Source organism: Acidipila rosea (assembly GCF_004339725.1).
Classification (GTDB): Bacteria; Acidobacteriota; Terriglobia; order Terriglobales; family Acidobacteriaceae; genus Acidipila; species Acidipila rosea.
Window position 1 is genome coordinate 903,588 of sequence record NZ_SMGK01000002.1, and the last position, 25,349, is coordinate 928,936.

Here is a 25,349-nt window from a genome sequence, read left to right on the forward strand (position 1 = left end):
TTAAAGCAAGGTGAACGGAACGTAACAGCGGGATGAAGATGGCCCCGGCCTGTGAATTTTGCGGGAGATAAAACTATGCAGCGATATGAGTTGACGATCTCGAAGACGGGGCTGGGCGGCCTGAGCTGCGACGGACGGAAGGACGACTCTGCGACCGGGGAAGGAAGCGCACGGTTGTGAACTTTTTCCGTTAGGCTAGCTATATGGATAATGGACCCGCGACCGAGTTGAAGCAGCCAGTTGCCCTTGCGGAGGAACCCAAGGTGGAAAAGACGGAGGCAGGCACGGCACCGACCGGCACCGAGCTGACCACTACGGAACGAGCCATCACGGAGCGAGCCACCACCACGGAGCGGGCGGCGAGACCGAAGCGCGCTGCCGTCGCGCAGAACCTGAACAAGCTGCGGGGACTGATTCCGGTGGTTTCCGGCGCGTTGCGGATGGTGGACCACGGGGCGGTGCAGGCACTGGCCCGGCTGCTGCCGCTGCTCGAAGGAGCGCCGCAGGGAGCTCCCTCCCACGCGGGAGAGGCGATGGCTGAGGAACTGGGCCAAGGGATGCTCGAACTGCAGAAGGACACCCGCGAGCTGCGCATGCAGCTGCACGGACACACCGTCCAGACGAAGCGGTTGGAGGAGCAGATCGAACGCATCCGGGAGAGTACGGACCGCGACCGGGCGGCGCTGCTGGCACTCTCAGATGAGGTGCAGTCGCTGAGCAAGGCGATGAAAGGCTTCGGAGCAGTGCTGGTGGTTCTGCTGGTGCTGGTGGTGGCCGGGGTAGGGTTTCTACTCTTTCATCTGTCCTCGCATTGAGTGCGGTGAAGGAGTCGGCCGCCTTTTTGACAGGGTGAAGCGGCGAGCCGGCAAAGAACGCCGCTGCGCTTGTCTGGCTTTATGCGGCCCGATTAGACTTCTCCCGCGCCTGTGCCAGAAGAGACGGGCCAACGGGAGAGATGAATGCGCGGCAGCGGAATCACAAGACGACATCTGTTTGGAATGGGAGCAGGCGCGGTAGCGGCAGCGGGACTGATGCCTTTCGCAGGGAGCAGTGCGGCGCTGGCCGAGGATGGCGGCGCGAGGCGCGGACCTTTTCCCATGGCAGGTTACGGCGACAGGCATGCCTACGAGATGTCCCTCGCGAATGCCCTTGCTTTTCAGAACAGGATGATGGACGCCTATGCCGCCGGAGCTACGGTGCGGCTGGTGCAGAGCTACTCCGATCAGGCACTGGGCGCGACCGCGTTTACCTATGACAATGCGGTGTCGATTCACGCGTGGCTGGTGCGCGGGCATGACGACGATGTGCAGCGCGCGGAGGTGATCGGAGACGGCCTCATCTATGCGCAGGCGAACAACTTCCCTTTCAACGACGGGCGGTTTGCGCAGGGCTACTTCGTGAACCAGGCGGCGACGGACGGCAGCGGCGCCTTTATTACTCCTGCGGCGTTTCCCTTCTACTTCTACACAAGCACGGTGGGCGACCAGGCATGGGCGGGGATGGCGCTGGCGCAGCTCTATGAGCGGACCCGCAAGCAGAAGTATCTGGACGCGGCGTTGAAGGTCGCGAACTGGATTGTGACCAACGCCTACAACACGCTGGGGGCCGGCGGATATTCCTTTGGAACGAATATCAACCAGTACAACCAGTCGGTGCCTTCGCCGAACGGAAAATCGACGGAACACAATATCGACACGTATGCGTTTTTCGAGATGCTGGCGAGGCTCACGAACAACGGCGCGGACAATAACGGCTCCCCGTGGCGGAGACTGGCTGCGCATGCGCTGGCGTTCGTGTTGGCGATGTACAACGAGAGCGGCGGCTATTTCTACACGGGTACGCTGGGCGACCAGGTGACGATCAACCCGAATCCGATCCCGGAAGATGTGCAGACGTGGTCCTACCTGGCGCTGCTGGACAACCGCTACAAACAGACGATCGACTGGGCGCTGGCGAAGCTGCAGACGACGGACACGGCGCAGGCTGCCCACAGCAGCCTGACGGGGAGCGAGAAATATACGGGGATGGTCTTCGATACGGCCAGCCTGACGACGACGGCCTATGATCCGAACGCGGTGTGGCTGGAAGGGACTGCGCACACCATTGCGGCGCTGGTGGCGCGCGCCTTCGCGGGCGGGGAAAATGTGCGGGCCAGGTTCGCAGACCTCGCGACGGCGATCGGGTTTGTGAAGAATATGGAGCTGGCGCAGGCGCAGCTGGGCGCGGGACAGACGGTGCATGGGCAGACGATTCCGCTGGGCGAGGGGCTGGTAGCGTCCACGAGTGTGATGGATACGGGATTCGGCTATACGTATGGGCCTTCGCTGCATATCGGCGCGACGGGCTGGTACCTGATCGCGGCGATGGGCGGGAATCCTTTTCAGCTGGGATATCAGAGCGTAAGGCGGGAGGGATGGGAGCGCGGCGACGAGCGTTGAGCCGCGGGCGCGAAATGGATGGCGCGAAGAGGCCGCATGGGGTGCGGAGGCCTTGTAAGATAAGCCAATCCTATGCGGTTTCGGTCCTCTTTGATCTTTGCGGTGCTCGGCGCAGCATCGTTGCTGCGAGCCCAGAGCACGGATGGTTCCCTGCGGGGAGTGGTTCGCGATGGTACGGGCGCGCGTGTGGCCTGTTCGTCAGTGGACGTAGTGGCGAATGGCTCGGTGAGCCGGCGAAGCGCTACGTGCAGTGAGCGCGGAGTGTTTCGCGTGGAGGGGCTGGCTCCGGGCGATTACAGCGTGACGGTGCATGCGGCGGGCTTTGCGGACGCGAGTGCGGCCCTGCGGATCGTGCTCGGAACGACGCGGCAGATGATGGTGACGATGCAGCCGGGATCGGTACGCCAGACGGTGAGCGTGACCGGGCAGGCAGGACTGGGATCGTCGATCACGACGCAGCCGCTCGACAGGAGCAGCGCGGTTCACCAGAGCGTGATCACGAGCCGCGACCTGGCGACGCTGCCGCTGGCGGAGCGGAGCTTCGCGAATATCGCCTACCTGGCGCCGGGGACCGAGCCGGTGGAGCCGTCAGACCCAACCAAGGCGCGGATCACGGCGGTATCGACGGGCGGCAGTTCGGGGCTGAACAACGAGCTGTCAGTGGATGGCGGAGATAATTCCGACGATTTTATCGGCGGATTTCTGCAGAACTATTCGCCGGATGCGATCAGGGAGTTCTCTGTCCGCACGGCGCAGGAGGACGCCAACACGGGCGGCACGACGGCGGGCTCGGTGGTCATCCTGACCAAGAGCGGGACGAATGAGTGGCATGGCGACGAGGCCTTCTATGAGCGGGCGGCAGCGCTGAATGCGCGGTATCCAATCGAAAACCCTGCGCCGAACCCGAAGCAGCCCTTCTCCCGACAGAACTATATTGCAACCCTGGGCGGCCCGGTGAGGAAGGACCGGCTGTGGTTCTTTGCCTCCTACGAACAGGTACACGAGGACGCGAGCATCGCCTACAGCCCGGCGAGCGTAACGCAGTTCGATGCGCTGAGCACGCTGGCCGCTGAGGGACTGATTCCGGGGGTGGGCGCGATTCCGGTGCCCGCCAATGTGCCGGTTCCCTTTCGCGACTATCTCGGACTGCTGCGGCTGGACTGGGCGCAGTCGCAGCGCTCGGACTGGGTGCTGCGGGGGGCGATCGACAACTACACGACGCATAACAACCTGGTGCAGCAGGGGACGCTGCCCTCGACCGGACTGCTGACGCACAATAACTACCTGAACCTTGTGCTCTCAAACCAGTTTCAGCTGAGCAGCACCTGGCTGGCGAATTTCGTCTTCAGCGCGGGCGGGCTGCACCTGACGCAGGTGCGGAACTCCAACCTGGGCTTTGCGCTGGCGTTTCCCTTCAGTTCAACGTCGCTGACGGTCTCAGGGTATGAAACCTTTGGAGACAACCAGTTCGCTACGCCGATCACGTTCTTCCCCTCGGAGCGCAACCAGGAGAAGTACCAGTGGCGCTACGACGTGATGAATACACGGACAAACCATTCGGTAGCGTTCGGGGTGAATTTTATCCACGAGCCGGTGCTCGATGGAGCCTTTCCGTCGAACGACGAGACGCTTTACCAGTTTCCTCAGAATCCAGACTACTACCTGAGCCACCCGGCCCAGTTTGCCACTGACCGGAGCGCGGGGGCCACAACCAGCAACCTGGGAGGCGGGTTTGCTCAGAATATCCAGCGGCTGGCGCTGTATGCGCAGGACTCGTGGCAGGCAAGGCCGCAACTGGTGCTGAATTACGGGCTGCGGTACTCGACGACCTTCGGGTTGTTCGAGGGATCGGGCAGGAGCCAGCTGGAGAATCCAGGCTACCGGACGCTGCAGGCGCTCGGAATTCCGCTGGTAACGGGCGCTCCCCAGGACGACCGGGCGCAGGTTGCGCCGCGGATCGGCATTGCCTACACGCCGGGAAAGGGCGGCGGAAACACGGTGCTGCGCGCCGGCTTCGGACTATTCTTTGAAGACCTGGCGCAGGGGGGATGGGCGACAGCCTTCCAGGCAGTGAATACGCCGTCAGCGGCATGCGTCGATCCGCTGCAGGGAGCCGCCGACAATGGCTGTGTGCCGGGTTCAGCGGCGGGGGGACACGCCAATCTAATCGACCCGCACTACCGGACGCCCTACGCAATTCACGTTTCAGCGGGGTTGGAGCACTGGTTTGGCAAGGGCTGGGCGGCGAGCGCGGACTACACCCATGAGCAGGGCAACCACTCCTATCGCGGGTACAGCTACACGGGCGGGGTGAATCTGCTGACTCCGCTGCTGCCGGACTCCTCCCCGGAACAGGCGGCAGTGGTGCCGGACGCGAGCATTTTCCACTCAGACAACCGGTCCAGCTATAACGCGCTGATGCTGCACGTGCAGGGAAACGTAACCGGGCGGTTGAACCTGGTGGCCAACTACACGCTGGCAAGCGCGAAGACCTGGGGATGCGTGTTGGGTGAGCTTTTTGACTATGTGAATGGCGTCTGCAACCCGCTCCAACCCTTTGGGCCGGGAGATTACGGACCCTCAGGGGAGGATGTGCGGCATCGCGTGGCCGTGGCTGGAACCCTGACGCTGCCGGGCAAGGTGATGCTGAGCACGCTGACGCAGGCGGAGACGGCGCGACCCTTTACGATCACGACCGCCGACAACTCAGGCCGGATTGCAGTCAACGGAGTTCCGACGTCGCTGGATCAGTTTCGAGGAACTCCGTATGTCCAGGCGGACCTGCGGGTGAGCCGCCCGACGCGGCTGAGGGAGAACTGGTCGCTGATTCCCTTCGCGGAGTTCTTTAACCTCTTGAACCGCAACAACCCGGGGGCGAACTACGTGACGAACCTGGCGGCGCTGCCGGTTCCCGCGGATGTGGCGGCGTCGGGAAATGTGACGGCGGTGTGCGCGAATGCTGCCTGCACTGCCTCCCAGCCGATCAGCAGCCTGAACCAGTTGCGGGTGGCCGGTGGGGCGCTGGGAGACTTTTTCGGGCCGGGGACGACGGTGGGGATCCCGTTTGCGGCGCAGCTGGGGATGCGTTTGACCTTCTGAAAAAACTTCGCCCTGTAAATATGTATTTCATTTTGGTGAAAACGAATCGCGGGGGCCAGGAATCCCGTGGAAATAATCTTGAGCGAGAAAGTTGCCAGTCGTATGTTCCGGAGACTAGGATACGTTCAATTCGGGTCAGCTGAACGTTCTGGCGATCCAGAAGAGGCCACATCAATGCGTTTCGCGTTGTTTCGTTTTACACAAGATTGTTCAATACCAGCGTACGGAGTGACTCTCTATGGCGTGGTATGCCTATTGCCTAACTGAAAAACAGTCGTTTCCTGAACTGCTACGACATCGCAAACCGGTTCCACTGGAAAGCGTTTCGGGCATTGCAGGAAATCAAGTCTTCCTTTATCCAGCCAGTGATTTAGCAGTAATCGTAAGTGAACATTCTTCAGAAGAAAGCCTCAATCAGAAAGCAGCCGTAGACCACGCTCGCGTTATCGCAGACTGCTTTAAGAGTTCAACCATACTTCCCTTCCGATTTGGGACAGTTTTCCAGGATGACGAAGCACTTCGCCGGTCGATACGAACGAACCAGCGGCAGTTCCTGACCAACATTGATCGTCTGCGCGGCAAGGCAGAGATGCATCTTAAAGTGACGCTGGATGACTGCTGTCGTGAGCAGATTCGTGCGGTAGCCATGGACACCGTGGGCAAGGAGTATCTCGCAAACCTGCGCGAGAACGCGACCCGCCAGCGGGAACGGCAGACGAAAGCCCGGGCAGTTTCAGTGCAGATGCACCGAATGTTTACGCCACTGGCGGAAGAGATTTCATGCCGGCGAACAGAGTCCGGAAAGATGCTGCTCGACATCGCCCACCTGATCGAACACAAGGGCATCGAGCGTTATCAAAACAAATATTCAAGCGCGAGCACGCTGATGAAAGACTGTCAGATGCAGATTTCAGGCCCCTGGCCACCGTATCATTTTGTTCATCGCCTTACCCGAGGGGCGCATCACCCTCAGGCTGCAGGTACTGCTATTTCGGCCTGAACGTTTCGGCTTGCTGACAGACGCCTGGCGGACCCACGAACCGCCAGACGCCTGTCTTTCTGGAGCAAGAGGATGTTCCCGGAGGGCTCCGATCATCCTCTACTTCTACAGACGCACCGGATAGAAAAACGTTGACGACGAAGTAGTTTTTTTTGCTTCAAAAATATCGCTTTAACTCTGCTTCCTTCACACGACATTTTTAGCAGTAGGAATGCTCTTCTTCTGCCGGGTGAGCACGAAATCATTTTCGTGCAGACGCCGCGCCGTGCTGGCTCCCTCGATCTTGCGCCAGAAGGCCCAGAAGTAATCGACGGCAGAGATGGTGGCGACGGCGGCCATGAAATAGACTGCGGCAATCGCGATGAGCCGGACGGGGATGACAAACCAGTCGATGTACCACGCGTCCCAGTGGGCGGCAAGGATGACGGCGACCACGGAGACGATCTGGGTGACGGTCTTGAGCTTGCCGAGTTCGCTCGCAGGGATGGTGAAGCCCTCAGTGCTGGCGATGGAGCGCAGGCCGGTGACGAGAAATTCCCTGCCGATGACCAGTACGACAATCCATGCCTTCATCACGTGCGGATTGAACTGCAGGAGCGCAATGAAGGCGGCGCTGACGAGGAGCTTATCGGCCAGCGGATCGAGCAGCATACCCATGGTGGTGACCTGGCGGCGGCTACGCGCGAGATAACCGTCGAGGCCGTCAGTGATGGAGGCGGCGATGAAGAGGATTGAGGCGAGGAGTTCCTGCTCGCCATGTGACCCGCGAAGGGGGAAGTGCGGCGAGAGCATCCAGATGAGCAGCGGAACGAAAGCTATGCGGCTCATCGTAATGGAATTCGGAAGATTCACACTCGACTCGCTTGGGCGCCCTCTGCTTATTATGCACCAGCGGGTTGCCTGACTGAGCTGAAGGCAAGATTCCAGGGGAAAAAGTGAAAGGGCGCGGGGATTGAGAACCCCGCGCCCGGTTTTGCTGTGGCCACTGCTTTAGCGATGTCCGCCGCCGTGACCGCCGCCACCACCGTGGAAGCCTCCGCCACCGCCGTGGAAACCACCCCCGCCGCCATGAAAGCCGCCACCGCCGAAGCCTCCGCCGCCACCATGGAAGCCTCCGCCACCAAAGCCACCGCCGTGGAAGCCGCCACCCTGTGCGCCGCGGAAACCGCCACCGCCCTGCATGCCGCGGAAACCGCCCCCGCCGTTTGAGCGCATGGCGTAGTTATTGCCATGGAAGGCGTTGCCACCCTGCATGCCGCGGCCTGCTGCGCCGAAGCCTGCGCGGTTATAGGCACCGTTGTAGCTGCGTGCGCCGGACATGGGAGCGTGCGCGTAGCCGTTGCCGTGGTTAAAAGCCTGACCGTATCCAGGGCGATAGCCGTTGCCTACGCCATGGTTGAAGCCCTGACCGTGATTGAATCCGTTGCCGTAGCCGCCGCGATTGCCATAGCCACCACCGCGATTGCCGTAGCCGCCGCCGTAGCCACCGCGGCCTCTGTCGCCGCCCCAGCCGCGGCCTCTGTCGCCACCCCAGCCACCGCGTCTCCAGCCGTTATGATCGTCGCCCCAGCCAGCGCGGTAGCCGTAGCCGCCCCACGGGTGTCCGAAGCCCCAGCCCGCATAGGGGTTTCCCCAGCCCCAGCCCCACGGACGGCCATACCAGCCGCCGAACCAGGGGCCTGCGCCGACAAAGAGGCCGCCTGCGAACCAGTCGTCACCATAGTAGCCGTAAGGAGCGCAGGAATATGGGTAATAGGAGTAGTAGCCCCACTGGCAATCGGGGGGGCCAGCCACCACGACCGGCGCGGGGTAGCCGACGACGGGGCCGATGCCGATGCCGACGGAAATTTGCGCCTGTGCCTGGTGGGTAAATGCGAAAGGACTGGCCAGAAGAATGAGAACTGCCAGATAACGGACCATCTTCATCGTGCTACCTCCTCACCAGCGGAACCAGCTTGCGGCACTGCCGGTGGCTGCCCTTCCGATCCTGACAGGCCCTGTCGGAGGGGACATTGATATCAACGATAGATGCAGGGAAAAGTTGCGTGGGCTGCGAATCTGCCGCCGCCTCGGCAATCGAATTAAATTAATGAAGGATCATACCAAGCCAACTCTCTGCCGGCGGGTCGGAATTGCCCAGGCGCCGGATTGATAAAGTACTGTAAGACAATCGGATAGACACTCGGGGACAGGAAATGTTTGCGAAGGCGCAGCGCGTTCACTTTATCGGCATAGGCGGGATCGGGATGAGCGGGATCGCCGAGATTCTGCTCAACCTGGGCTATGCCGTCTCGGGCTCGGATCTTCGCCGGACGGCGATTACGGAGCGGCTGGCGGCCCTGGGCGCAACAATCTTCGAGGGACATGCGGCGGCGAACGTGCTGGGCTCAGGAGTGGTGGTGACCAGCTCGGCGGTCAGCCCGGCGAACCCCGAGGTGGCCGAGGCACGGAGCCGGAAGATCCCGGTGATTCCCCGAGCGGAGATGCTGGCCGAGATGATGCGGCTAAAGTACGGGATCGCCGTGGCGGGGATGCACGGGAAGACCACGACCACATCCATGATTGCAACAGTGCTGGCGGCGGGGGACCTGGACCCGACGGTGGTGGTGGGCGGACGGGTGGACGCAATGGGCTCGAATGCGCGGCTGGGCCGGTCGCAGTACCTGGTGGCCGAGGCGGATGAGAGCGACCGGTCATTTCTGAAGCTGTCGCCGATTCTCGCCGTGGTGACGAATATCGACCGCGAGCACATGGACTGCTACCGGGACATGGGGGACGTGGAAGACGCCTTTGTGGAGTTTATGGACAAGGTGCCCTTCTATGGCTGCTGCGTGGCCTGCCTGGACAGCGAGGCGCTGGCGGCGGTGTTGCCGCGGGTGAGACGGCGGATTTTCACCTACGGGATGGAGCCGAAGGCGGACTACGTGGCGCGGCTGCTGCCGGCAACGGGCGGGGCCCGGTCACGGTTTGAGGTTGCGGCCAACGGGCAGGTGCTGGGGCCGTTTGAGCTGCATGTGCCGGGGCGGCATAACGTGCTGAATGCAACGGCAGCGGTGGCGATCGCGATGCAGCTGGAGCTGAGCCCGGAGAGGATTGCGCAGGGGCTGGCGGGCTTTCGCGGGGTCGACCGGCGCTTCCAGATAAAGGGCGTGGTTCGCGGAGTGACGGTGATCGACGACTACGGACACCACCCGACGGAGATACGGGCGACGCTGGCAGCGGCGCGGGAATGCGGCTTCAAGCGTATTCGAGTGATCTTCCAGCCACACCGCTACTCGCGGACGCGCGACCTGATGGAGGAATTTGCGAGCTGCTTCAGCGAAGCGGACGCAGTCGAGGTGCTGGACATCTATGCCGCGAGCGAAGAGCCGCTGCCGGGGATCACCGCCGAGGCGCTGGTGAAGACCATCGGGCGGGACGGGGTTCGCTATGCCGCCTCAATCGAAGAGGCGGTGGAGCGGAGCGTGATGGCGGCAGGCGAGGGGGACGCGATCCTGACGATGGGCGCCGGAAATGTCTCGCAGGCCTCGGGCCTGGTGCTGGCGGCGCTCAAGAGGGATGAGGCGAAGGGCTGAAGGGCGGCCGGAAAGAGCGCGGAGAGAGGGTTCCCTTCTGGTTTCCTCCTGCCGGAGGAACGGCTTTCCGCGGTTGTTCTGCCTGCGGGGGAACTCTATACTGAAAGTGCTCCGGCGATTGGTGCTCCACGCATAAAGAATGCTGCTCTCCCTCAATCTACGGGCGCGTACCGCCTGCCTCGTCTTCGCGCTCGGTTGCAGCGGCTTTGCATTTGCACGGCAGCCGGCCTCTCCTTATGAGAAGGCGCAACGGCTGCGTGAGGCGCTGGAAGGCCGGTCCGAGCAGCAGCGTACGCGGCGGGACTACGAGCGTGTGCTGGCTGCTTACCGCGCCGTCTACCATGGCGATCCTGCCTCTCCGAAAGCCGATGCGAGCATTGCTGCGGTAGCCGAACTGCTGGCTGAGCAGGGTCGCGTCTTCCAGGATGAAAAATCGCTGCGCGATGCAATCGGGCAGTATGAATTCCTGCGCCACCAGTATCCGGGGAGCCGCTACCGGGTGAGCGCACTGCTGACTGAAGGCGAAATCTACCGGCGCGACCTGAATGAGCCGCAGAACGCCAAGGGCGAGTTCAAGGAGCTGCTGAAGCTCTATCCCGCGAGCAGCCAGGCTGCGGAGGCACGGCAGGAGCTGAAACAGATCAAGAAGGAGCAGGTGGCTCTGCGGCATGGGAGGCATGCGGCCCCGGCGCCGATTTTCCCGCCGGCGGAGAGCGCGCCAGCACGAAGAGAGACGGCGCGGAGCGAAGCCGAGCCAGCAGCGGCAACAAGGCGAAAGCCGATGGCTACGGCGGCGGGCTTCGGCATGCAGGGAGCGGCCGCGACTGGAGCTTCTGGTACGGGAGCGTCGGCAACGGACAGGGCTGTGTTCGGAAGACCCGAAGCTGCAACGGCAGGAAGTGGAAGGGCGGGCACTGAAAGAGCTGTCACCCAACGAACAGAGCCTGCAAGGCCGGATACCGAAAGGGTGGGAACAGAGCCGCGTGGGACGGCCGAGCCTGCTGCGCCGGCTCTGAGCGAAGCGGCGCTGAACGCGCCTCCGCCGCCGCGACGAGCGGGGCGGGTGCCGCTGATTACGGGGATACGGCACTGGTCGACGCCGGTGTACACGCGGGTTGCGATCGACCTGCAGGACGAGGTGCAGTATGAGGCGGCGCGGGTGCCGAACCCGGATCGCATCTTCTTTGACCTGCATGGAGCGAAGCTTTCGCCGGAGCTGATCGGGAAATCGGTCGAAGTGACGGACGGAGGCTACCTGAAGCGCATCCGCGCGGCGCAGTTCTCAAACGACGTGACGCGGATTGTGCTGGATGTAAGCGATGTGAGCGAGTATTCGGCGTTTTTCCTGCCGAATCCGTCGCGGCTGATTATCGACATTCACGGCGGCACGGGAGTGAAGGCTTCGGCACCGGCGCTGGTGGCGGCTGCGCCCCCGGCAGCAAGGACGCCATTGCCATCGAGCACGGCTCCAGCCAGGACGAGCAGCGAGGAGGTGGCCTCGCTGGGCCAGCAACGTAACCGCATCCGGGCGACGAAGCGGCCCACAACCGCGCCGGTGGCGGCTACGGTAGCCGGAACGACGCCCGCTCCGCAGCCTGCGGAGCAGAAGCGCGTGCTCAGGGCTGAGAAGGCAGAAGCGGCGCAGAGCGAACAGCACAGGAACGAGCTGGCGAAGAGTGAACCGCCGGCCGATATCCGCCCGGCAGGACCGACGGCGAGCGGGGACCGCTCCCTGGTGCGGACGCTGGGGCTGAAGATCAACAGGATCGTGGTGGATGCGGGGCACGGTGGGCACGACTCCGGGACACTGGGACCGGGCGGCATAGAAGAAAAGGACGTGGTGCTCGACGTGGCGCTGCGGCTGGGCAAGCTGCTGAAACAGCGGCTGGGTGCGGACGTGACCTACACGCGGGACGATGACACCTTTATCCCGCTGGAGACGCGGACGGCGATTGCCAACAAGGCGCAGGCGGACCTCTTCATCTCAGTCCATGCCAACTCCAGCCATGACCCGTCGGCGCGAGGGGTGGAGACGTATTATCTGAACTTCACCTCCTCGGCGGATGCGCTGGAGGTGGCGGCGCGAGAAAACGCCGTCTCCGACGAGTCGATCCATCAACTGTCGGACCTGGTGAAGAAGATCGCGCTGCAGGACAAGATCAGCGAGTCGCGGGAGTTCGCCTTCGATGTAGAGCAGAGCCTCTACACGGGGCTCGAACAGGGGAATGCAGGACTGAAGGATCGCGGGGTCAAGAAGGCTCCGTTTGTGGTGCTGATCGGCGCGAATATGCCGTCGATCCTGGCGGAGATTTCCTTCCTGACGAACCCGGAGGATGCACACGAGCTGCGCGAGCCGGCCTACCGGGAGCGCATTGCGGAGTCACTCTACCAGGGGACGGCGCGGTATATCGGAAGCCTGAGCGGCGTGCGGCTGGCCGAGGCCAGCGCCCCGCACACGACGGGCAACTGAGAACAGGCACGCGAAAAAGCCGGAGCTGAGGCTCCGGCTTTTCTGTTGCAAGCTGCAGGAGAGTTACTCTGCGGCGATAGGCTCGATGGCGACGAAGCGGCCAAGATTGCCGCGGTCGATGAACTTGACCCGGCCGTCGATCTTGGCAAAGAGCGTGTCGTCGCAGCCACGGCCGACGTTGAGGCCGGCCTTAAGCGGTGTGCCACGCTGACGGACGATGATGGAGCCGCCGGTGACAACTTCCCCGCCGAAGCGCTTTACGCCGAGGCGCTGCGCGTTTGAATCGCGGCCATTTTTGGAGCTTCCTAGACCTTTTTTATGTGCCATTGCTCAATTCCCCTTCGTGCGCGGCGGCTGCTACGCGTTGTAGGCCGTACCGTCGACCTGAATCTCGTTGATGCGCACCTGCGTGAAAGCCTGCCGGTGCCCCTGCATCTTCTTGTACTGCTTCTTGCGCTTCAAGTGGAAGACGAGGATCTTGTCGCCGCGGCCCTGACCGACAACGGTGCCAAGCACCTTGGCGGATCCCGGCTTGGCGAGGCTGCCGCCGTCCTTCGAGAAGCCCAGCACATCCCCGAACTCGATTGAACCGTTCTCTCCAGCAGCCGCCTTCTCAATCTTGACGACATCGCCCGGAGCTACCCGGTACTGCTTACCACCAGTGCGGATGACCGCGTACATACAACCTCCAGCGCACCGGCTGACCGGGCGCGAACCTGAAATAAAGCTGGGCTGAATCCTGAACTCCCGGGGCCCTGCCCTGCTCAAACCTGTAAAAAGGTGAGCTGGATCAGTGAGTCACGGGCATGATCGCCAAACTAGACAAGTTTACTTGGTCAGACGGCCGGGGTCAACGGTTTACGGCGTTTTTCCGCGGACTGGAAGAGGTTGACGGCCAGAACGGTGATCAACGGCTCCAGGGGATGGCGGAAGCGGGCAGCAACGGTAACGAAGTAATAGATAAACGGGAGAGTGATAAAGGCCCAGGCAAAGAGCCACGCGCCGGGGATCTTGCGATACAGGGCCAGAGCCAGGCCAAGGAGCCCGGCGATGCTGATGAACTGGAAATTGAGGTCGCGGCCGTACTCCTCCCACCGGTGGTCGCTCGAGGTGTGGAGCACTCCGGCCCAGAAAAAGTAGATGCGGCGCAGGGTAACGCCGGCGAAGTGGGCGGGGTCGGCCTTGATGATGGCTTCGGCCATTCTGCCGCGCATTTTGGCGTAGGCGACCTCGCCCATTTCCCGGTAGAGACGGAGCTGCGTGGCGTCCTGAAAGGGGTGGTAGTACTCCATGAGGAGGCCGACGGAGCCGGGGCCATTGCCCATGTAAAGCTCGGCGCCGAAGTTGGCGCGCATGGGGATGAACTGGTGGAAGACGCGCCAGTTGCGGTAGGTCCAGGGCGCAATGCAGGCGAGGCAGAGGACGCTGGCGAGGACAACGCCGACGGCCTGCTGGCGGGCCCGGCTGCCGCTGCGCAGGGCTCCAATGAGCACCCAGAGGCCGCAGGCAGGCAAAAAGACCAGCAACGAAGCGTTGCTGAGGGCGATGAGCCCCCAGAGCAGACCGAAGATGGCCCAGCGGCGCGGACTGGCGGCGGTGGCTGCCTCCTCCGGCGGGCCGCCGATGTTGCACATGCGGAGGGCGAGGACGTAGACCCAGGAGAGCAGGAAGGCGGAGAGGGTCATCTCCCAGATCCAGCGGACGGCGTATTGCATGGCGGCGGGGTAAAGGGCCCAGAGCCAGCCGGACCAGCGGGCGACGCGGGTGTTGAAGACGCGCGCGCCTATCTCCCAGGTGGTGCGGACCATAAGCGCGGAAAAGACGCTGTCGATGGCGAGCAGGATCCAGGCAGAGAGCGGGGTGAAGACGCCGGTGAGCTTGAAGACGCCGCCCATGAGGAGCGGATAGAGCGGCGTGACCCAGGCAGTGGGGCCGGTATGTCCCCGGAAGGGATCAGCATAGCCGTAGCCGGTGGCCAGCGCGCGGCCGATGCGGCCCATCTCCCAGCCAAAGCCGAAGTAGTGATCGTAAGGCTTGAGGCGGTAGGTGTGCGCGAGGGTGATGTAGGCCAGGCGGACGATGAGCGCCACCCAGAAGATCATCCACGGCGCGTGCAGGCGCCTGTCTTTTCCGGTATTCACAAGAGCGATTGTACCGGGAGGATGGGCGGCGCTATTCGCTCTGGAGGGGCTTCGAGATGGACTCCAGAGACTGACCGGCGGCCTCAACGCCGATGGTGAGCTCGCAGATGGCGCCGAGGAGCATGAGCGCGGCTCCGACGAGGTACCCGATGCCGATGTGCCAGCGAATGCCGCTGGCGATGAGTTCCCCAAAGAAGATGGGCGCACCGACGCCGCCGGCGAGGGTGCCGAGGGCGTAGAAGATGGCGATGGCGAAGGCGCGGATCTCAAGCGGGAAGATTTCACTGACCGTGAGATAGGCGGCGCTGGCTGCCGAAGAGGCGACGAAGAAGATGACGGTGAAGCGGATGTCGAGCGTGCGGACACTGAGATGGCCGAGCGCGAAGGGGACAACGGTCGCGATCAGCAGGAGGCCGCTGATGCCGTAAGTGGCGGCGATCATGGGCTTGCGGCCAACCGTGTCAAAGAGCCGGCCGAGCAGAATGGGGCCGAAGAGGCAGCCTACTGCGAAGGGCAGCAGATGCAGCGGCATCTTCTGATCGGTGACTCCATAGAAGCGCTTGACGACCAGCCCATAGGTGAAGAAGACGGAGTTGAAGAAGAAGGACTGCGCCACCATGAGCGTGAGTGCGAGGAAAGAGCGCTGGCGGTTGTCCTTGAGGATATTGCGGAAGACGGCGGCCCAGGGAGTCTTGTGGCGTACGTGGAGGCGGAGCTTTTTGCCCTCAGGCGGAGGCAGCTGACCGTGGTGCTGCTCCACCTTCTCTTCAATGCCCTTGACGATGCGGTCGGCGTCATCGGTGCGGCCACGAAGCATGAGCCAGCGGGGACTCTCCGGAACGCCGAGCCGCAGCATGAGGACGCCAAGACCGAGGACCGCTCCGACACTGAAGGCAACGCGCCAGCCGACATTGGGCGGAATGGAAGGACTGCCGAGCAGGAAGAGCGAGGCGAGGCTGCCGATGGCAGCGCCACCCCAGAACGTGGCGTTGACGACCAGATCGACGCGTCCGCGCACCCGGCCGGGAATGAGTTCATCGACGGCGGAGTTGATGGCCGCGTATTCGCCGCCAATGCCGAGGCCGGTGATGGCGCGGAAGATTGCGAAGCTGAAGAAGTTCCACGAAAGAGCCGAGGCAAGGGTGGCAAGCGAATAAGTCGCAAGCGTGATGAGGAAGAGCCGCTTGCGGCCGAGGCGGTCGGTGAGCCAGCCGAAGAGGATGGCTCCGATCACTGCTCCGGCAAGGTAAGTGGAGGCGCTGGCGGTGACCTGCGGGACGGTGAGGCCGAGGCCGTGCTTGTTCTCAAGGATGCCGGCGAGCGAACCGGCGAGGGTGACCTGCAGGCCGTCCAGCAGCCAGGAGGCGCCGAGCGCGGTGATGATGCGGACGTGCCAGCGGCTCCAGGGGAGGCGGTCGAGGCGCGCGGGTACGTGGGTTTCAATGGTCTGCGCCGCGGCGGTTTGGGAAGCGGTCTGGGAAGCGGTTTGGGGGGAAGACGTAGGTGACATTGTGGCCCGGGGAAGTTAGATTTGGTTTTCTTATGCTTCGCTTTTCGATGCCTCAGCCTGAATGATGCTGATGCTGCCGTTGCGCTCGAGTACGGCATATTTAATTTGGGTAAGGGAGGTAAGTCCCTTGGAGCGGGCGGCGGCCATGACGTCGTTCTCATCAAGACGCATCTTTTTCATCAGATCTGTGTCCCACTTGCCGCGGTCGAGCACCAGCAGAGGAGTGCCATCCACGATGACGCCGAAGCGCGGATAGCGGGCCCTGAGCCAGGAAACAGACTGATGCAGCAGGCCTACAGTGATGATGGCGCAGACACAGTTGGTGAGCGAACGATCCTTGCCGACGGTGGAAAGGATGATGACGCCGCCGATGAGGAAGACGATGACGAACTCAAAGAGTGTGAGCTGACCGCCGGGGCGTCGCGTGAGGATGCGCACGGTCAGCAGGAGAAAGAAGTAGCCGAAGACAGCGTGCAGGACGGTTGCCATGACATTTTCTCCCCGTGCTAAGGCATGACCACGACACGCGAACGAATCTCGTTCACGCCGGGAACTCGAAGTGCGAAGCGAAACACGCCCGGGCTCGCAGGCTGCAGGGCGAAGAGAACGGAGGACCTGCCTCCGGATGCGGGAAAGATATAGGAAACGCCGCTGTTGCCGACGGTGGAACTCTCAGGCTGCGGAATGATGCGGCGATTGCCGAGGTCACCCACGACGGATTCACTGACCCACAGCTGCACCGTGCCTCGATGGATGGCTTCAGGAGCAAAGTGGATGGTCATGATGGATGGCGTGCCGAGGCGCTCGACACGTTCGAACTTGACCTCAACGGGACCCTGATGGATATGGCCCTTGGCGAAGTAGCCCTTGCCGAAGACGCCGAGCAGGTCGAGCAGCACGATGAGAGCGAAGGCGATCCAGACGATGCGTTCAAAGCGCCACCAGCGACGCTGAAACTCGAGATCTTCACCGATGGCGACCTCGCCATGAACCATCGGCACAGTATCTTCCACGGGTTTGAGATGAGGGGCGGCTGGCATATGCGTATCCAATGTCTCCGGATCTAGCGATCACCGGAGACGATGCTGATTTCTCCATTGCGTTCGAGGATGGCGTACTCAACCTGCGCCAGCTGGGAAAGGCCCTTGTCGCGGGCCGCGGCCATGACGTCATCATCTGTGATGCGCGAATTGAACATGGTCCCTATGCGCCACTGTCCTTTTTCGAGCAGAACGAGCGGCGTGCCGTCAGTCATGCTGGCGAAGCGGGGAGAGCGCTGGCGCAGCCATGCGATGCCGTAATGCATGATGGCGATGGTCATGATCTGGCCGATGGCGTTGGTGAGAGACGCTTCATCGCCGACCATGGCGGTGAGCATGAGACCGCCGATGAAGAAGATGAGGACAAACTCAAAGGGGGTCATCTGCTTGCCGGGCCTGCGGCCTACGACGCGCACCGTGAAGATGAGGAAACAGTAACCGAAAGCTGCTCGAAGTATTGCCGCCATGCGCTGCTCACCTGCTGTGACATAGGAGGCGCGGCGGGGCGCAAGGGTTTGCTTGTGTGCTGAGAGGGCCTGAGGCCGGTCGCCGGGTGCGCCGGGGCTGCAGGAGACCAGTGCGAGATCAGTCGCCGGCGTGCGTGGAGGCAGCCACCGAAGAGGGCGGCGTGAGGGCCTGCGCGTAGAGCTTGGTGTTGACGTAATGCCAGACGAACCAGCCGAGGCCCGCAACCACGAGCAGCAGCATGAAAACTCCGGCCCAGCGCAGCCCGTGTCCTGAGCCAGCGGACTCCTCGGCATCGCGGCTGCGGCTGACGTTCTCCGCAAAGGCGATCCAGTCGGCGTCGTCCTGCTTGATGTGGCCGCTGGATTCATAAGCGGTCTGGTAGCGGGCGAGCCAGGCATCCTCGTCCAGCCCTACGACGCGCACATAGCTGCGCACGATGCCTTTGTTGAAGACACCACCCGGCAGGGCGTCGAAATCATCGTGCTCCAGAGAGAGAAGATGGCGGCTGCCGATCTTTGTCTCTTCAACTATGGTTTCGAGCGCTATGCCCCTTGCTTCGCGTTCTCTCCGTAGATCATCGCCGAATTGACCCATTTTGCCGTCCTCGAAGGGCTTTCTTTGGGGTTCCTGGCCAAAACCCACCTTAAAACTCTGTCGGCGGCGGAGTCAAAAGAAAAAACACAAAAGTGTGTCCGAACGAGTACGAAAGTGCCGTTCCAGTGCATGGCTGCCCATTTTGGGAAGAATCTTGGAGGGTGCGGGTTGCTATGCAGTGGGCTCTTTCTGCCTGCCGCTGGAGCCTGCTTTGTTACACTCGCCAGAGAGCCCGCCTTCGCGGCTGGATACGGATACCCCCTCATGAACAAGCTTGTTGTCGGCAATCTGCTTCACCGTCCCCTGCGCAGCCTGATCAGCATTTTTGCGATTGCGATCGAGGTCGTCATGATCCTGTCGATTGTCGCCATCATGATCGGCATGGTGAATGACCAGAAGACGCGCACGAGCGGGATTGGCGCAGACATGATCGTGCGGCCGCCAAATGCGAGCTTCATCTCGGCGGTGGGCGGCGCGCCGGTGCCGGCGAAGATTGCCGATGTGCTGAGGAAGCTGCCCCATGTGGCGGTGGCCGCGCCGGTGATTACGGACCTGAGCACGGCGGGCACGGTAGAGACGATCTGGGGGATCGACTACCAAAGCTACAATGCGCTGAAGCCGTTTGTGTTTCTCGAAGGCACCCCGTTCCAGGGGCCGGATGATGCGATTGTCGACGACTACTTTGCGCGCTCGGACAAGGGCCACCATGTGGGCGAGACGATCATGATCAAGGCGCATCCCTTCCGCATCAGCGGAATTGTGGAGCACGGCAAGGGCGGCCGCAAGTTTGTGCCGATCCGCACGCTGGGCACCCTGATCGGCACGCCTGACAATGCGTCCCTCTTCTATGTAAGAAGCGATGACCCCAAGAATGAAGGCCTGATCCGGCAGGAGATCGAAGCTACTCCGGGAATGGCAAAGTACCAGGTGCAGACGCTGGACGAGTGGATGTCGATGATGACGCCGGCGAGGCTGCCGGGCTTCAACATTGCGCTGCGGGTGGTGATCGGCATTGCGATGATCGTCGGCTTCCTGGTGATCTTCCAGTCGATGTACACGGCAGTGATGGAGCGGACGCGGGAGATCGGCATACTGAAGTCGCTGGGCGCCTCGAAGCTCTACATTGTCAACGTGGTGCTGCGGGAGACGGCGCTGCTGTCGCTTGTGGGCATAGCGCTGGGAATGCTGCTGACGCAGCTGATCAAGCTGGGGCTCACGTATCGCTTCCCTACGATGACCTTTCAACTGACGGCGGACTGGCGGGTAAACGCCGCGCTGATTGCGTTTATCGGCTCGATCGTCGGCGCGATTTACCCGGCGTGGAAGGCTGCGCGCAAGGACCCGATCGACGCGCTGGCGTACGAATAGCACGACGCGAAAGACGGACGGGAAAACCCACTCCAGCCGGGGCTGACGGCCCTGGCGGAACCATTCCCGCGGGCGCTCCAAGAGCGCCGACAAATCAAGTGAAGAACTATGACGCGAAGCCGCGCCCTTACCATCCTCTGGCTGATCGCCCTTGCAGCGCTCTATGCGGTGCACTTCGTGCATCTGCGGGCGGACTTTCCTAACGGCTCGCCGTGGATGGACTACTCGAAGTACACGGATGAGGGCTGGTACGGCAATGCGGCGGTGCGCCTGTTTGAGCGCGGCAACTGGTATCTGAAGGGCGACTTTAACCCGGCGATTGCTCTGCCGGTGTGGCCGGTGCTGCTGGCGGCGCTGTTCCACCTGACGGGGGTGAGCCTAGTGGCGGCGCGGGGGCTGGAACTGGCTGTCTTTGGCGCGGCGGTGGGGGTGATGTACCTGCTGGTGCGGCAGCGGGAGAGCCGCTGGACGGCGCTGCTGGCGACGACGCTGGCGATGGCGAATGTCTTCCTCTACAGCTTTGCGCGGCTGGCGATCCTGGAGCCGCTGCTGATTCTGCTGACGCTGGCCTCATGGCTGCTGCTGCTGCACCTGCCGCGTCATCGGCTGGCGTTGCTGACAGCAACGGGTCTGGTGCTGTGCCTGAGCGTGCTGACGAAGACGACGGCGATCTTCTTTTTCCCGGCGACGCTCTATTTGCTGTGGCGGATGGAGCGAGAGCGCTTCTGGCGCTCGGTGGGGGTGGTGACGCTGGCGACGGCGCTGCCGTGGAGCGCGTGGTATCTGCTGGTGGTGAGGCCGCATTATCTCGTGGACTTCCACTACCTGTTTGCGGCCAACAAGTGGGAGCAGCCATCGACATTGAACGGATGGGTGGCGGCCTTCTGGTATGCGGTACATGGGACGCTCTGGGTCGACCCGTGGCTGTGCGGAGTGGCGGCGGTGCTGCTGTTGCTGTCGCTGGTGTGGCTGCGGGAGCTGTGGGGCAATCCCCTCTACGGCACTTCGCTGCTGGCGGCGGGCGGATATATTTTTTTTACCGGATGGCATAACAGCATGCAGCCGCGCTACTACGAGACGGTGGCCTTTGCGCTCTTCCTCACGGTGAGCCTGGGAACAGCGGCGCTGCTGCGGCGCAATCGGCAGGCGGGGACGGCGGCGATGGCGGTGCTGGCGATCAGCGTGGCGGTGAATGTCCGGCAGATGGTGAGTTATGCGGTGCATCCGCAGTACTCGTTCCTGGGCGCGGCGAAGAGTCTGACGCGCTACATCGAGACGAACTCGAAGGACGGCAATCGGCTGCTGCTGTCGATCAGCGGCGACCAGATTGCGCTGGCGACCGGGCTGCCGGCGATCTGTGACGACTTCGGCACCTATGATCTGCCGTATCGGATTCACCAGTACAGGCCGGGATGGTTTGCGACGTGGAACGAGATCGACGCGGGAACGCTGGAGGATCTGCGTAAGGAGTATTCACTGGAACAGGTGGCGGAGTATCCGGCGTTTGACGATCCGGATCGCAACCTGCTGATCCTCTACAGGCTGCGCCTGCTGCCAGCTGCGCAGCGACACTACGATGCGAAGGAAGAGGCGCGAGAGAACGCCGGCAGGTAGAGCGTGGCTGCCGGCGCACGCCTGAAGGAGCGCGCGCCGGAGTGAGGACTGCGGGACCGGCGGAGACTAATTGTCGGACTTGAGGTTCTTCGAAAAGAAGGGCAGCACCTTATCCGCGAGGCGTTCGGGGACGCGGCTGGTGTGGGTGCCGTCATAGGTTTCGTAGGTGTGGGCGATGCCGTAGTCGTTCAGGTCTTTGTCGAGGACGACGAGGCTGAGGGGGATGCTCTTGAACTCGTCATGGGTGCCGGCATCAAAGGCGATGGCATGGAGGCTCTTGAGCTGCGGGATGTATTGCGGCAGGAAGACGAGGGGCATGTTCGCTGACCACTCGGCGGCAACGGGCGCGACTGGCTTGCCGTCAGAGGTGACCGGCAGGTCGAAGTAGAAGGGCGGCTTCTTCGGGTCGGGCGACCAGGCGGCGGAGAGCGCAAGCGAGACGAGGGTGTTGAAGTCAGCCTTCTTTACATCGGCCATGGTGTGAATCGAGGTGAGCTTCCGCGCCTCACCGGGGCCGCCGCCGGGATGAAAGGTGTTATCCCAGACCAGGCAGCAGGGGCTCATGGCATAGATGACGGAAAAGACATCCGTGTGCCGCATGCCGATGCGCATGGTGCCGTAGCCGCCCATGGAGTGGCCTGCAAGGCCGCGGCTGTCGCGGTTGGCGATGGTGCGGTAGTGCGCATCAATGTAGCTGACGAGATCGTGAGCGACGAAGTCTTCCCAGTCGCCGGTGGTGACCGAACGCGAGTAGAAGGAACCGGCGAAGGGGTTCATGGCGTTGGGAACGACGATGATCATCTCCTTCGACTTGCCGGAGTCGATGTCGGAGTCAGCGATGGTGTCGAGGTCGACCCAGTCCTTTTTGGCGCCGAACCACTTGTCGGCGGAGTCGGTGAAGCCGTGGAGCATATACACGACGGGGTAGCGGCGCTCCGGGTGGGTGGCGTAGCTGGGCGGAAGATAGACCTTGACTTCGCGGTCGGCGGTGTCGCCGATGAGGTTGCCCTCAAGCGACTTGCCGTGGACTGTGATGGTATCAACATGACCTTTGCCCGGAGTCTGCGCTCCGGCAGCAAGAAGGAAGGAAAAAGGGATGAGGCAAAGCGTGCAAAGCGTGCGAAAACGGGTAAATAAGGCTGACATCAGGTAGACGTTCTCCTTTGGGCCGAGACGGCTCGACAGCGGATTGTAGCAGGCCGCTACAATCAGACGATGCACTCTTATCTGCTGCTGACCTTTGCCGCATTGCTGGGCGGCCTTGTGAATTCCATTGCCGGTGGCGGCGGATTTCTTGCTTTTCCTGCCCTGATCCATGCCGGGCTGCTGCCGATCGAAGCGAATGCGACGGGGACGGTTGCACTGTGGCCGGGACAGTTCACCTCGATTGCGGGATATCGCGAAGACCTGAAGAAGAATATGCGGCTGGTGCTGCCGGTGGCGATTGTCGCGGCTATCGGGGGAATGGCCGGCGCGTGGACGCTGCTGCATAACAGCCAGGGCTCGTTTCTGCGGCTGGTGCCGTACCTCTTTTTGCTGGGCTCGACGGCGTTTGCGCTGAGCGGGCCGGTCTCACGGATGGTGAAGCGGAAGGTGGAGCAGCAGAGCGGCAACACGTCGCATGTGGCGCTGTTTCCGCTGCTGACGGCGCTGCTGTTTATCTGCTACTACATCGGCTACTTCGGCGCGGGAGCGGGGCTGCTGACGATGACGGCGCTGGCCTTCTGCGGGGTGGACCGCATTGCGGAGATCAATGCGCTGAAGGTCGTGATTACCTCGGTCGCGAACGGCGTGGCCGTGCTGGCCTTCATCGCCTATCGCGTGGTGGAGTGGCGCTACTGCGCGCCGATGATGATCGCCTGCGCGATTGGCGGCTATGTGGGCGCACGCAACGCGCGGCGGATCAGCGACAAGGTGCTGCGGCCCGTCATTATCGCGCTCGGGCTCTGCCTCTCAATTTATTTCTTTACCCACAGGTCAACGCTGTGAAGCTGAGCGCAGCGGAAGTCAACCTGATCGGGTCAGTGGCGGCGGTGTGCACGACGGCCTCGTTTGTCCCGCAGCTGGCGCGGGTGTGGCGACTGCGGACGGCGCGCGATATTTCGCTGGTGATGTTTCTGCTGTTCTCAGTGGGCGAGGCGATGTGGCTGGCGTATGGGCTGCTGATTCACTCCGAGCCGGTGATCCTGGCGAACTTTGTCACGCTGGTGCTGGCGGTCGCGATCCTGGTGCTGAAGCTGCGCTTCGATCGCAAATAGAGGAAAATATCGATATGAGTCATGAAGGAATCCGGTTCGTCACCGAAGAGCAGGCGCGCCGCGAAGAGGCGGCGCACAAGGAACTGCCGCGCGAGGCTACGGAGCCGCTGAAAGTGCGCGTGCAGAAGACTGAAGGCACGGGCATGGAGATCGACTGGAAGGATGGGCACAAGAGCCGGTGGACGTTTGCCTGGCTGCGCAATGCCTGCCCCTGCGCGACATGCCACGAAGAGCGGGAAAAGGCCGGCCGCGAGCCGGGAGAACCGAAGCCGCAGGCGACGAGCCTGCTGCCGATGTACCAGGCTCCGCCAAGACCGGATTCAGTGGCGCCCACGGGCAAATATGCGATCAGCTTTCACTGGAACGATGGTCACACGAGCGGCATCTACTCATGGGACTACCTGCGGCGGCACTGCGTCTGCGAGGAGTGCACGGCTCAGCGGACGAGCTGATTGAGGGCTGCGTCGGGGGCGGGCCTCTGCTCCTGAGGGCGCTGCTCGAATAGCTGCCTGGCGATCTCGATGGCCTGCCGGGGATCGGCGGCTACCTGCACGAGAAGCCGATTGTCCTGCTTGAGAAAACCTGCCTCGACGGCATGATCGAGAAAGCGCAGGAGCCCGTCGTAGTAGCCCTGCGTGTTGACGAGCAGGCAGGGTTTGGCGTGGATCTTCAACTGCGCCCAGGTGAGAATCTCGAAAAATTCATCCAGAGTACCGAAGCCGCCGGGCAGCGCGACGAAGGCATCGGCGTAGTGGGCCATGAGCGCTTTGCGCTCATGCATAGTCTCGACAAAGTGGAGCTGCGCGAGGCCGGAGTGCGCGATTTCACGATCCTTGAGCACGGAGGGGATAACGCCGATGACCTCAGCTCCTCCGGCAAGGACGGCGTCTGCGACCGCGCCCATGAGGCCGATGCTGGCGCCGCCATAGACGAGGCCCATGCCCGCAGCAGCGATGCGCCGGCCCAGGTCAAGCGCGGCATCGAGGTAGGCCGGATCACTGCCGGAGCTGGAGCCGCAGAAGACGCAGATGCGGCAGGGGTTGGGAACAGTACTCATCGCAGCAACCTCATTCCGGCCGATTTTGCAGCCTGGGAGTCAAAGGTAACGGTATAGTCGCAGCCGCGCGCGCGGCAACTGCGCTCCATGAGGCAGTCGGAAAAATCTGCCCTGGAGGCCAGAAAGAGATGCAGCGCGCTCCAGCAGACCTCAGCCTGCTCGACGGTCATGTCCTGACTGTTCAGGATTTTTTCGATGACCGAGGCGAGCTCCTGCCGATCCAGATGAAAGGCGCGGCGCAGAACCCACGCCAGCTCCGCCAGGGTTAACAGTGAGACGAAGCCTTTGTGTTCCGCGGTGAAGGTGGCGAAGAGCGCGTTCACCTTGGCGGACTGGTGAGGATCGTCCTGGGCAAAATATCGGACCAGCACATTGGTATCGAGGCCGATCATCGACCGGAGTCACCCTGTTCGGCAAGGATGCGGTTGATTTCAGCAACAGAAAGGACGGGCCTGCGGCCTGCGAGGACACCCTTCAACTCGCGGATGGAGGAGGTGGCCGGAATGATCTCGAAGCGCCCGGTGGTTTCGTTCCGGACAAACTCCACGCGATCGCCGGCGGCAACGCGCATCTCGGCGCGGACCCGGCTGGGAATCGTAATCTGCCCCTTCGAGGTAATGGTCGCGGACGCCATGCTGACCTTCTCCTTACTTTTATCCTATTTCCTTACTTTGCTCCAATGCAAGCCGGCTTTCCCCCGAGGCAAATAGCGATACA

At 62.5% G+C, this 25,349-nt stretch carries 25 protein-coding genes; 11 read left to right on the plus strand and 14 right to left on the minus strand.

Annotation, left to right across the window (positions count from 1 at the left end):
- Window positions 1–203 precede the first annotated feature (203 nt).
- From C7378_RS08875 to C7378_RS08890, 4 genes are all read left to right on the plus strand, one after another.
- Entirely contained in the window at window positions 204–815 is a 612-nt protein-coding gene (locus tag C7378_RS08875; protein WP_131994863.1) for a hypothetical protein, read from the plus strand.
- Window positions 816–959: 144 nt separating this feature from the next.
- The gene (locus tag C7378_RS08880) at window positions 960–2,438 is read left to right on the plus strand and encodes a YyaL domain-containing protein (protein ID WP_131994866.1); all 1,479 of its coding nucleotides are present in this window, start codon (window positions 960–962) and stop codon (window positions 2,436–2,438) included.
- A gap of 72 nt (window positions 2,439–2,510) precedes the next feature.
- Window positions 2,511–5,537 carry a TonB-dependent receptor gene (locus tag C7378_RS08885; RefSeq protein WP_131994869.1) on the plus strand — a complete coding sequence of 1,009 codons (3,027 nt, stop codon included), beginning with the start codon at window positions 2,511–2,513 and terminating at the stop codon, window positions 5,535–5,537.
- A 238-nt stretch (window positions 5,538–5,775) separates the two neighbouring features.
- Window positions 5,776–6,537, plus strand: a complete 762-nt coding sequence (locus C7378_RS08890; protein ID WP_131994872.1) for a GvpL/GvpF family gas vesicle protein — start codon at window positions 5,776–5,778, stop codon at window positions 6,535–6,537.
- 186 nt (window positions 6,538–6,723) lie between these two features.
- Here C7378_RS08890 and pgsA read toward each other — a convergent pair whose 3' ends face one another.
- Together pgsA and C7378_RS17835 are read right to left on the minus strand one after the other, a co-directional pair.
- A complete protein-coding gene (pgsA, locus tag C7378_RS08895; protein WP_131994875.1) occupies window positions 6,724–7,389 on the minus strand; it encodes a CDP-diacylglycerol--glycerol-3-phosphate 3-phosphatidyltransferase in 666 nt (221 codons plus the stop codon).
- Window positions 7,390–7,527: 138 nt separating this feature from the next.
- Entirely contained in the window at window positions 7,528–8,463 is a 936-nt protein-coding gene (locus C7378_RS17835) for a hypothetical protein (RefSeq protein WP_207901397.1), read from the minus strand.
- A 269-nt stretch (window positions 8,464–8,732) separates the two neighbouring features.
- On the opposite strand from C7378_RS17835, the gene murC reads away from it, so the two are divergent.
- Both murC and C7378_RS08915 read left to right on the plus strand, forming a co-directional pair.
- A complete protein-coding gene (gene murC / locus C7378_RS08910) occupies window positions 8,733–10,112 on the plus strand; it encodes a UDP-N-acetylmuramate--L-alanine ligase (RefSeq protein WP_131994881.1) in 1,380 nt (459 codons plus the stop codon).
- Between the two features lie 139 nt (window positions 10,113–10,251).
- Window positions 10,252–12,582 (plus strand): N-acetylmuramoyl-L-alanine amidase, encoded by a 2,331-nt coding sequence (locus C7378_RS08915; protein WP_131994884.1) that lies wholly within the window; start codon window positions 10,252–10,254, stop codon window positions 12,580–12,582.
- Window positions 12,583–12,645: 63 nt separating this feature from the next.
- Here the strand turns inward: C7378_RS08915 and rpmA are convergent, their stop codons facing one another.
- The 8 genes from rpmA to C7378_RS08955 form a co-directional block, all read right to left on the minus strand.
- Window positions 12,646–12,909, minus strand: coding sequence for a 50S ribosomal protein L27 (rpmA, locus tag C7378_RS08920; RefSeq protein ID WP_131994887.1), 264 nt, complete (start codon window positions 12,907–12,909; stop codon window positions 12,646–12,648).
- 30 nt (window positions 12,910–12,939) lie between these two features.
- Window positions 12,940–13,263: a 50S ribosomal protein L21 gene (gene rplU, locus C7378_RS08925; RefSeq protein WP_131994890.1), complete on the minus strand. Its 324-nt coding sequence runs from the start codon at window positions 13,261–13,263 to the stop codon at window positions 12,940–12,942.
- Between the two features lie 155 nt (window positions 13,264–13,418).
- The gene (locus tag C7378_RS08930; protein WP_243648154.1) at window positions 13,419–14,723 is read right to left on the minus strand and encodes an ArnT family glycosyltransferase; all 1,305 of its coding nucleotides are present in this window, start codon (window positions 14,721–14,723) and stop codon (window positions 13,419–13,421) included.
- A gap of 31 nt (window positions 14,724–14,754) precedes the next feature.
- Entirely contained in the window at window positions 14,755–16,233 is a 1,479-nt protein-coding gene (locus tag C7378_RS08935; protein ID WP_131994893.1) for an MFS transporter, read from the minus strand.
- A gap of 30 nt (window positions 16,234–16,263) precedes the next feature.
- Window positions 16,264–16,722 carry a DUF421 domain-containing protein gene (locus C7378_RS08940; protein ID WP_131994896.1) on the minus strand — a complete coding sequence of 153 codons (459 nt, stop codon included), beginning with the start codon at window positions 16,720–16,722 and terminating at the stop codon, window positions 16,264–16,266.
- A 17-nt stretch (window positions 16,723–16,739) separates the two neighbouring features.
- Window positions 16,740–17,273 (minus strand): hypothetical protein, encoded by a 534-nt coding sequence (locus tag C7378_RS08945; protein WP_131994899.1) that lies wholly within the window; start codon window positions 17,271–17,273, stop codon window positions 16,740–16,742.
- A gap of 23 nt (window positions 17,274–17,296) precedes the next feature.
- Window positions 17,297–17,740 (minus strand): DUF421 domain-containing protein, encoded by a 444-nt coding sequence (locus tag C7378_RS08950; protein ID WP_131994902.1) that lies wholly within the window; start codon window positions 17,738–17,740, stop codon window positions 17,297–17,299.
- A 118-nt stretch (window positions 17,741–17,858) separates the two neighbouring features.
- On the minus strand, window positions 17,859–18,335 hold the full coding sequence (locus C7378_RS08955; RefSeq protein WP_131994905.1) for a helix-turn-helix domain-containing protein: 477 nt from the start codon (window positions 18,333–18,335) through the stop codon (window positions 17,859–17,861).
- Window positions 18,336–18,599: 264 nt separating this feature from the next.
- Here C7378_RS08955 and C7378_RS08960 point away from each other — a divergent pair, with 264 nt between their 5' ends.
- Both C7378_RS08960 and C7378_RS08965 read left to right on the plus strand, forming a co-directional pair.
- The gene (locus C7378_RS08960) at window positions 18,600–19,703 is read left to right on the plus strand and encodes an ABC transporter permease (protein ID WP_131994908.1); all 1,104 of its coding nucleotides are present in this window, start codon (window positions 18,600–18,602) and stop codon (window positions 19,701–19,703) included.
- A gap of 108 nt (window positions 19,704–19,811) precedes the next feature.
- Complete coding sequence (locus C7378_RS08965; RefSeq protein WP_131994911.1) at window positions 19,812–21,317, plus strand: ArnT family glycosyltransferase; 1,506 nt, start codon at window positions 19,812–19,814, stop codon at window positions 21,315–21,317.
- Window positions 21,318–21,383: 66 nt separating this feature from the next.
- Here the strand turns inward: C7378_RS08965 and C7378_RS08970 are convergent, their stop codons facing one another.
- Complete coding sequence (locus C7378_RS08970) at window positions 21,384–22,538, minus strand: alpha/beta hydrolase (RefSeq protein ID WP_243648155.1); 1,155 nt, start codon at window positions 22,536–22,538, stop codon at window positions 21,384–21,386.
- Here C7378_RS08970 and C7378_RS08975 point away from each other — a divergent pair.
- From C7378_RS08975 to C7378_RS08985, 3 genes are read left to right on the plus strand one after another with little or no spacing between them, the layout of a single operon-like run.
- Complete coding sequence (locus C7378_RS08975) at window positions 22,533–23,306, plus strand: sulfite exporter TauE/SafE family protein (RefSeq protein ID WP_131994914.1); 774 nt, start codon at window positions 22,533–22,535, stop codon at window positions 23,304–23,306. The two genes, C7378_RS08970 and C7378_RS08975, sit on opposite strands and share 6 nt — an antisense overlap.
- Window positions 23,303–23,575, plus strand: coding sequence for a SemiSWEET transporter (locus tag C7378_RS08980; protein WP_243648156.1), 273 nt, complete (start codon window positions 23,303–23,305; stop codon window positions 23,573–23,575). Before C7378_RS08975 ends, C7378_RS08980 begins: the two co-directional genes overlap by 4 nt.
- A gap of 14 nt (window positions 23,576–23,589) precedes the next feature.
- The gene (locus C7378_RS08985; RefSeq protein ID WP_131994917.1) at window positions 23,590–24,027 is read left to right on the plus strand and encodes a DUF971 domain-containing protein; all 438 of its coding nucleotides are present in this window, start codon (window positions 23,590–23,592) and stop codon (window positions 24,025–24,027) included.
- Here C7378_RS08985 and C7378_RS08990 read toward each other — a convergent pair.
- From C7378_RS08990 to C7378_RS09000, 3 genes are read right to left on the minus strand one after another with little or no spacing between them, the layout of a single operon-like run.
- Window positions 24,012–24,632: an LOG family protein gene (locus C7378_RS08990; protein WP_131994920.1), complete on the minus strand. Its 621-nt coding sequence runs from the start codon at window positions 24,630–24,632 to the stop codon at window positions 24,012–24,014. The genes C7378_RS08985 and C7378_RS08990 overlap by 16 nt on opposite strands.
- On the minus strand, window positions 24,629–25,024 hold the full coding sequence (locus C7378_RS08995) for a PIN domain-containing protein (protein WP_131994923.1): 396 nt from the start codon (window positions 25,022–25,024) through the stop codon (window positions 24,629–24,631). Before C7378_RS08995 ends, C7378_RS08990 begins: the two co-directional genes overlap by 4 nt.
- Entirely contained in the window at window positions 25,021–25,266 is a 246-nt protein-coding gene (locus C7378_RS09000; RefSeq protein ID WP_131994926.1) for an AbrB/MazE/SpoVT family DNA-binding domain-containing protein, read from the minus strand. The genes C7378_RS08995 and C7378_RS09000 overlap by 4 nt, the downstream gene beginning before the upstream one ends.
- Between the last annotated feature and the right edge of the window lie 83 nt (window positions 25,267–25,349).

Coding starts and splice junctions, on each gene's coding strand:
- C7378_RS08975 (WP_131994914.1), top strand. CDS start 22,533: ATGCACTCTTATCTGCTGCTGACCTTTGCCGCATTGCTGGGCGGCCTT.
- rpmA (WP_131994887.1), bottom strand. CDS start 12,909: ATGGCACATAAAAAAGGTCTAGGAAGCTCCAAAAATGGCCGCGATTCA.
- C7378_RS08960 (WP_131994908.1), top strand. CDS start 18,600: ATGAACAAGCTTGTTGTCGGCAATCTGCTTCACCGTCCCCTGCGCAGC.
- C7378_RS08955 (WP_131994905.1), bottom strand. CDS start 18,335: ATGGGTCAATTCGGCGATGATCTACGGAGAGAACGCGAAGCAAGGGGC.
- C7378_RS08875 (WP_131994863.1), top strand. CDS start 204: ATGGATAATGGACCCGCGACCGAGTTGAAGCAGCCAGTTGCCCTTGCG.
- C7378_RS17835 (WP_207901397.1), bottom strand. CDS start 8,463: ATGAAGATGGTCCGTTATCTGGCAGTTCTCATTCTTCTGGCCAGTCCT.
- C7378_RS08935 (WP_131994893.1), bottom strand. CDS start 16,233: ATGTCACCTACGTCTTCCCCCCAAACCGCTTCCCAGACCGCTTCCCAA.
- C7378_RS08940 (WP_131994896.1), bottom strand. CDS start 16,722: ATGGCAACCGTCCTGCACGCTGTCTTCGGCTACTTCTTTCTCCTGCTG.
- C7378_RS08945 (WP_131994899.1), bottom strand. CDS start 17,273: ATGCCAGCCGCCCCTCATCTCAAACCCGTGGAAGATACTGTGCCGATG.
- C7378_RS08880 (WP_131994866.1), top strand. CDS start 960: ATGCGCGGCAGCGGAATCACAAGACGACATCTGTTTGGAATGGGAGCA.
- C7378_RS08950 (WP_131994902.1), bottom strand. CDS start 17,740: ATGGCGGCAATACTTCGAGCAGCTTTCGGTTACTGTTTCCTCATCTTC.
- C7378_RS08995 (WP_131994923.1), bottom strand. CDS start 25,024: ATGATCGGCCTCGATACCAATGTGCTGGTCCGATATTTTGCCCAGGAC.
- C7378_RS08885 (WP_131994869.1), top strand. CDS start 2,511: ATGCGGTTTCGGTCCTCTTTGATCTTTGCGGTGCTCGGCGCAGCATCG.
- C7378_RS08965 (WP_131994911.1), top strand. CDS start 19,812: ATGACGCGAAGCCGCGCCCTTACCATCCTCTGGCTGATCGCCCTTGCA.
- murC (WP_131994881.1), top strand. CDS start 8,733: ATGTTTGCGAAGGCGCAGCGCGTTCACTTTATCGGCATAGGCGGGATC.
- C7378_RS09000 (WP_131994926.1), bottom strand. CDS start 25,266: ATGGCGTCCGCGACCATTACCTCGAAGGGGCAGATTACGATTCCCAGC.
- C7378_RS08985 (WP_131994917.1), top strand. CDS start 23,590: ATGAGTCATGAAGGAATCCGGTTCGTCACCGAAGAGCAGGCGCGCCGC.
- C7378_RS08890 (WP_131994872.1), top strand. CDS start 5,776: ATGGCGTGGTATGCCTATTGCCTAACTGAAAAACAGTCGTTTCCTGAA.
- C7378_RS08990 (WP_131994920.1), bottom strand. CDS start 24,632: ATGAGTACTGTTCCCAACCCCTGCCGCATCTGCGTCTTCTGCGGCTCC.
- rplU (WP_131994890.1), bottom strand. CDS start 13,263: ATGTACGCGGTCATCCGCACTGGTGGTAAGCAGTACCGGGTAGCTCCG.
- C7378_RS08915 (WP_131994884.1), top strand. CDS start 10,252: ATGCTGCTCTCCCTCAATCTACGGGCGCGTACCGCCTGCCTCGTCTTC.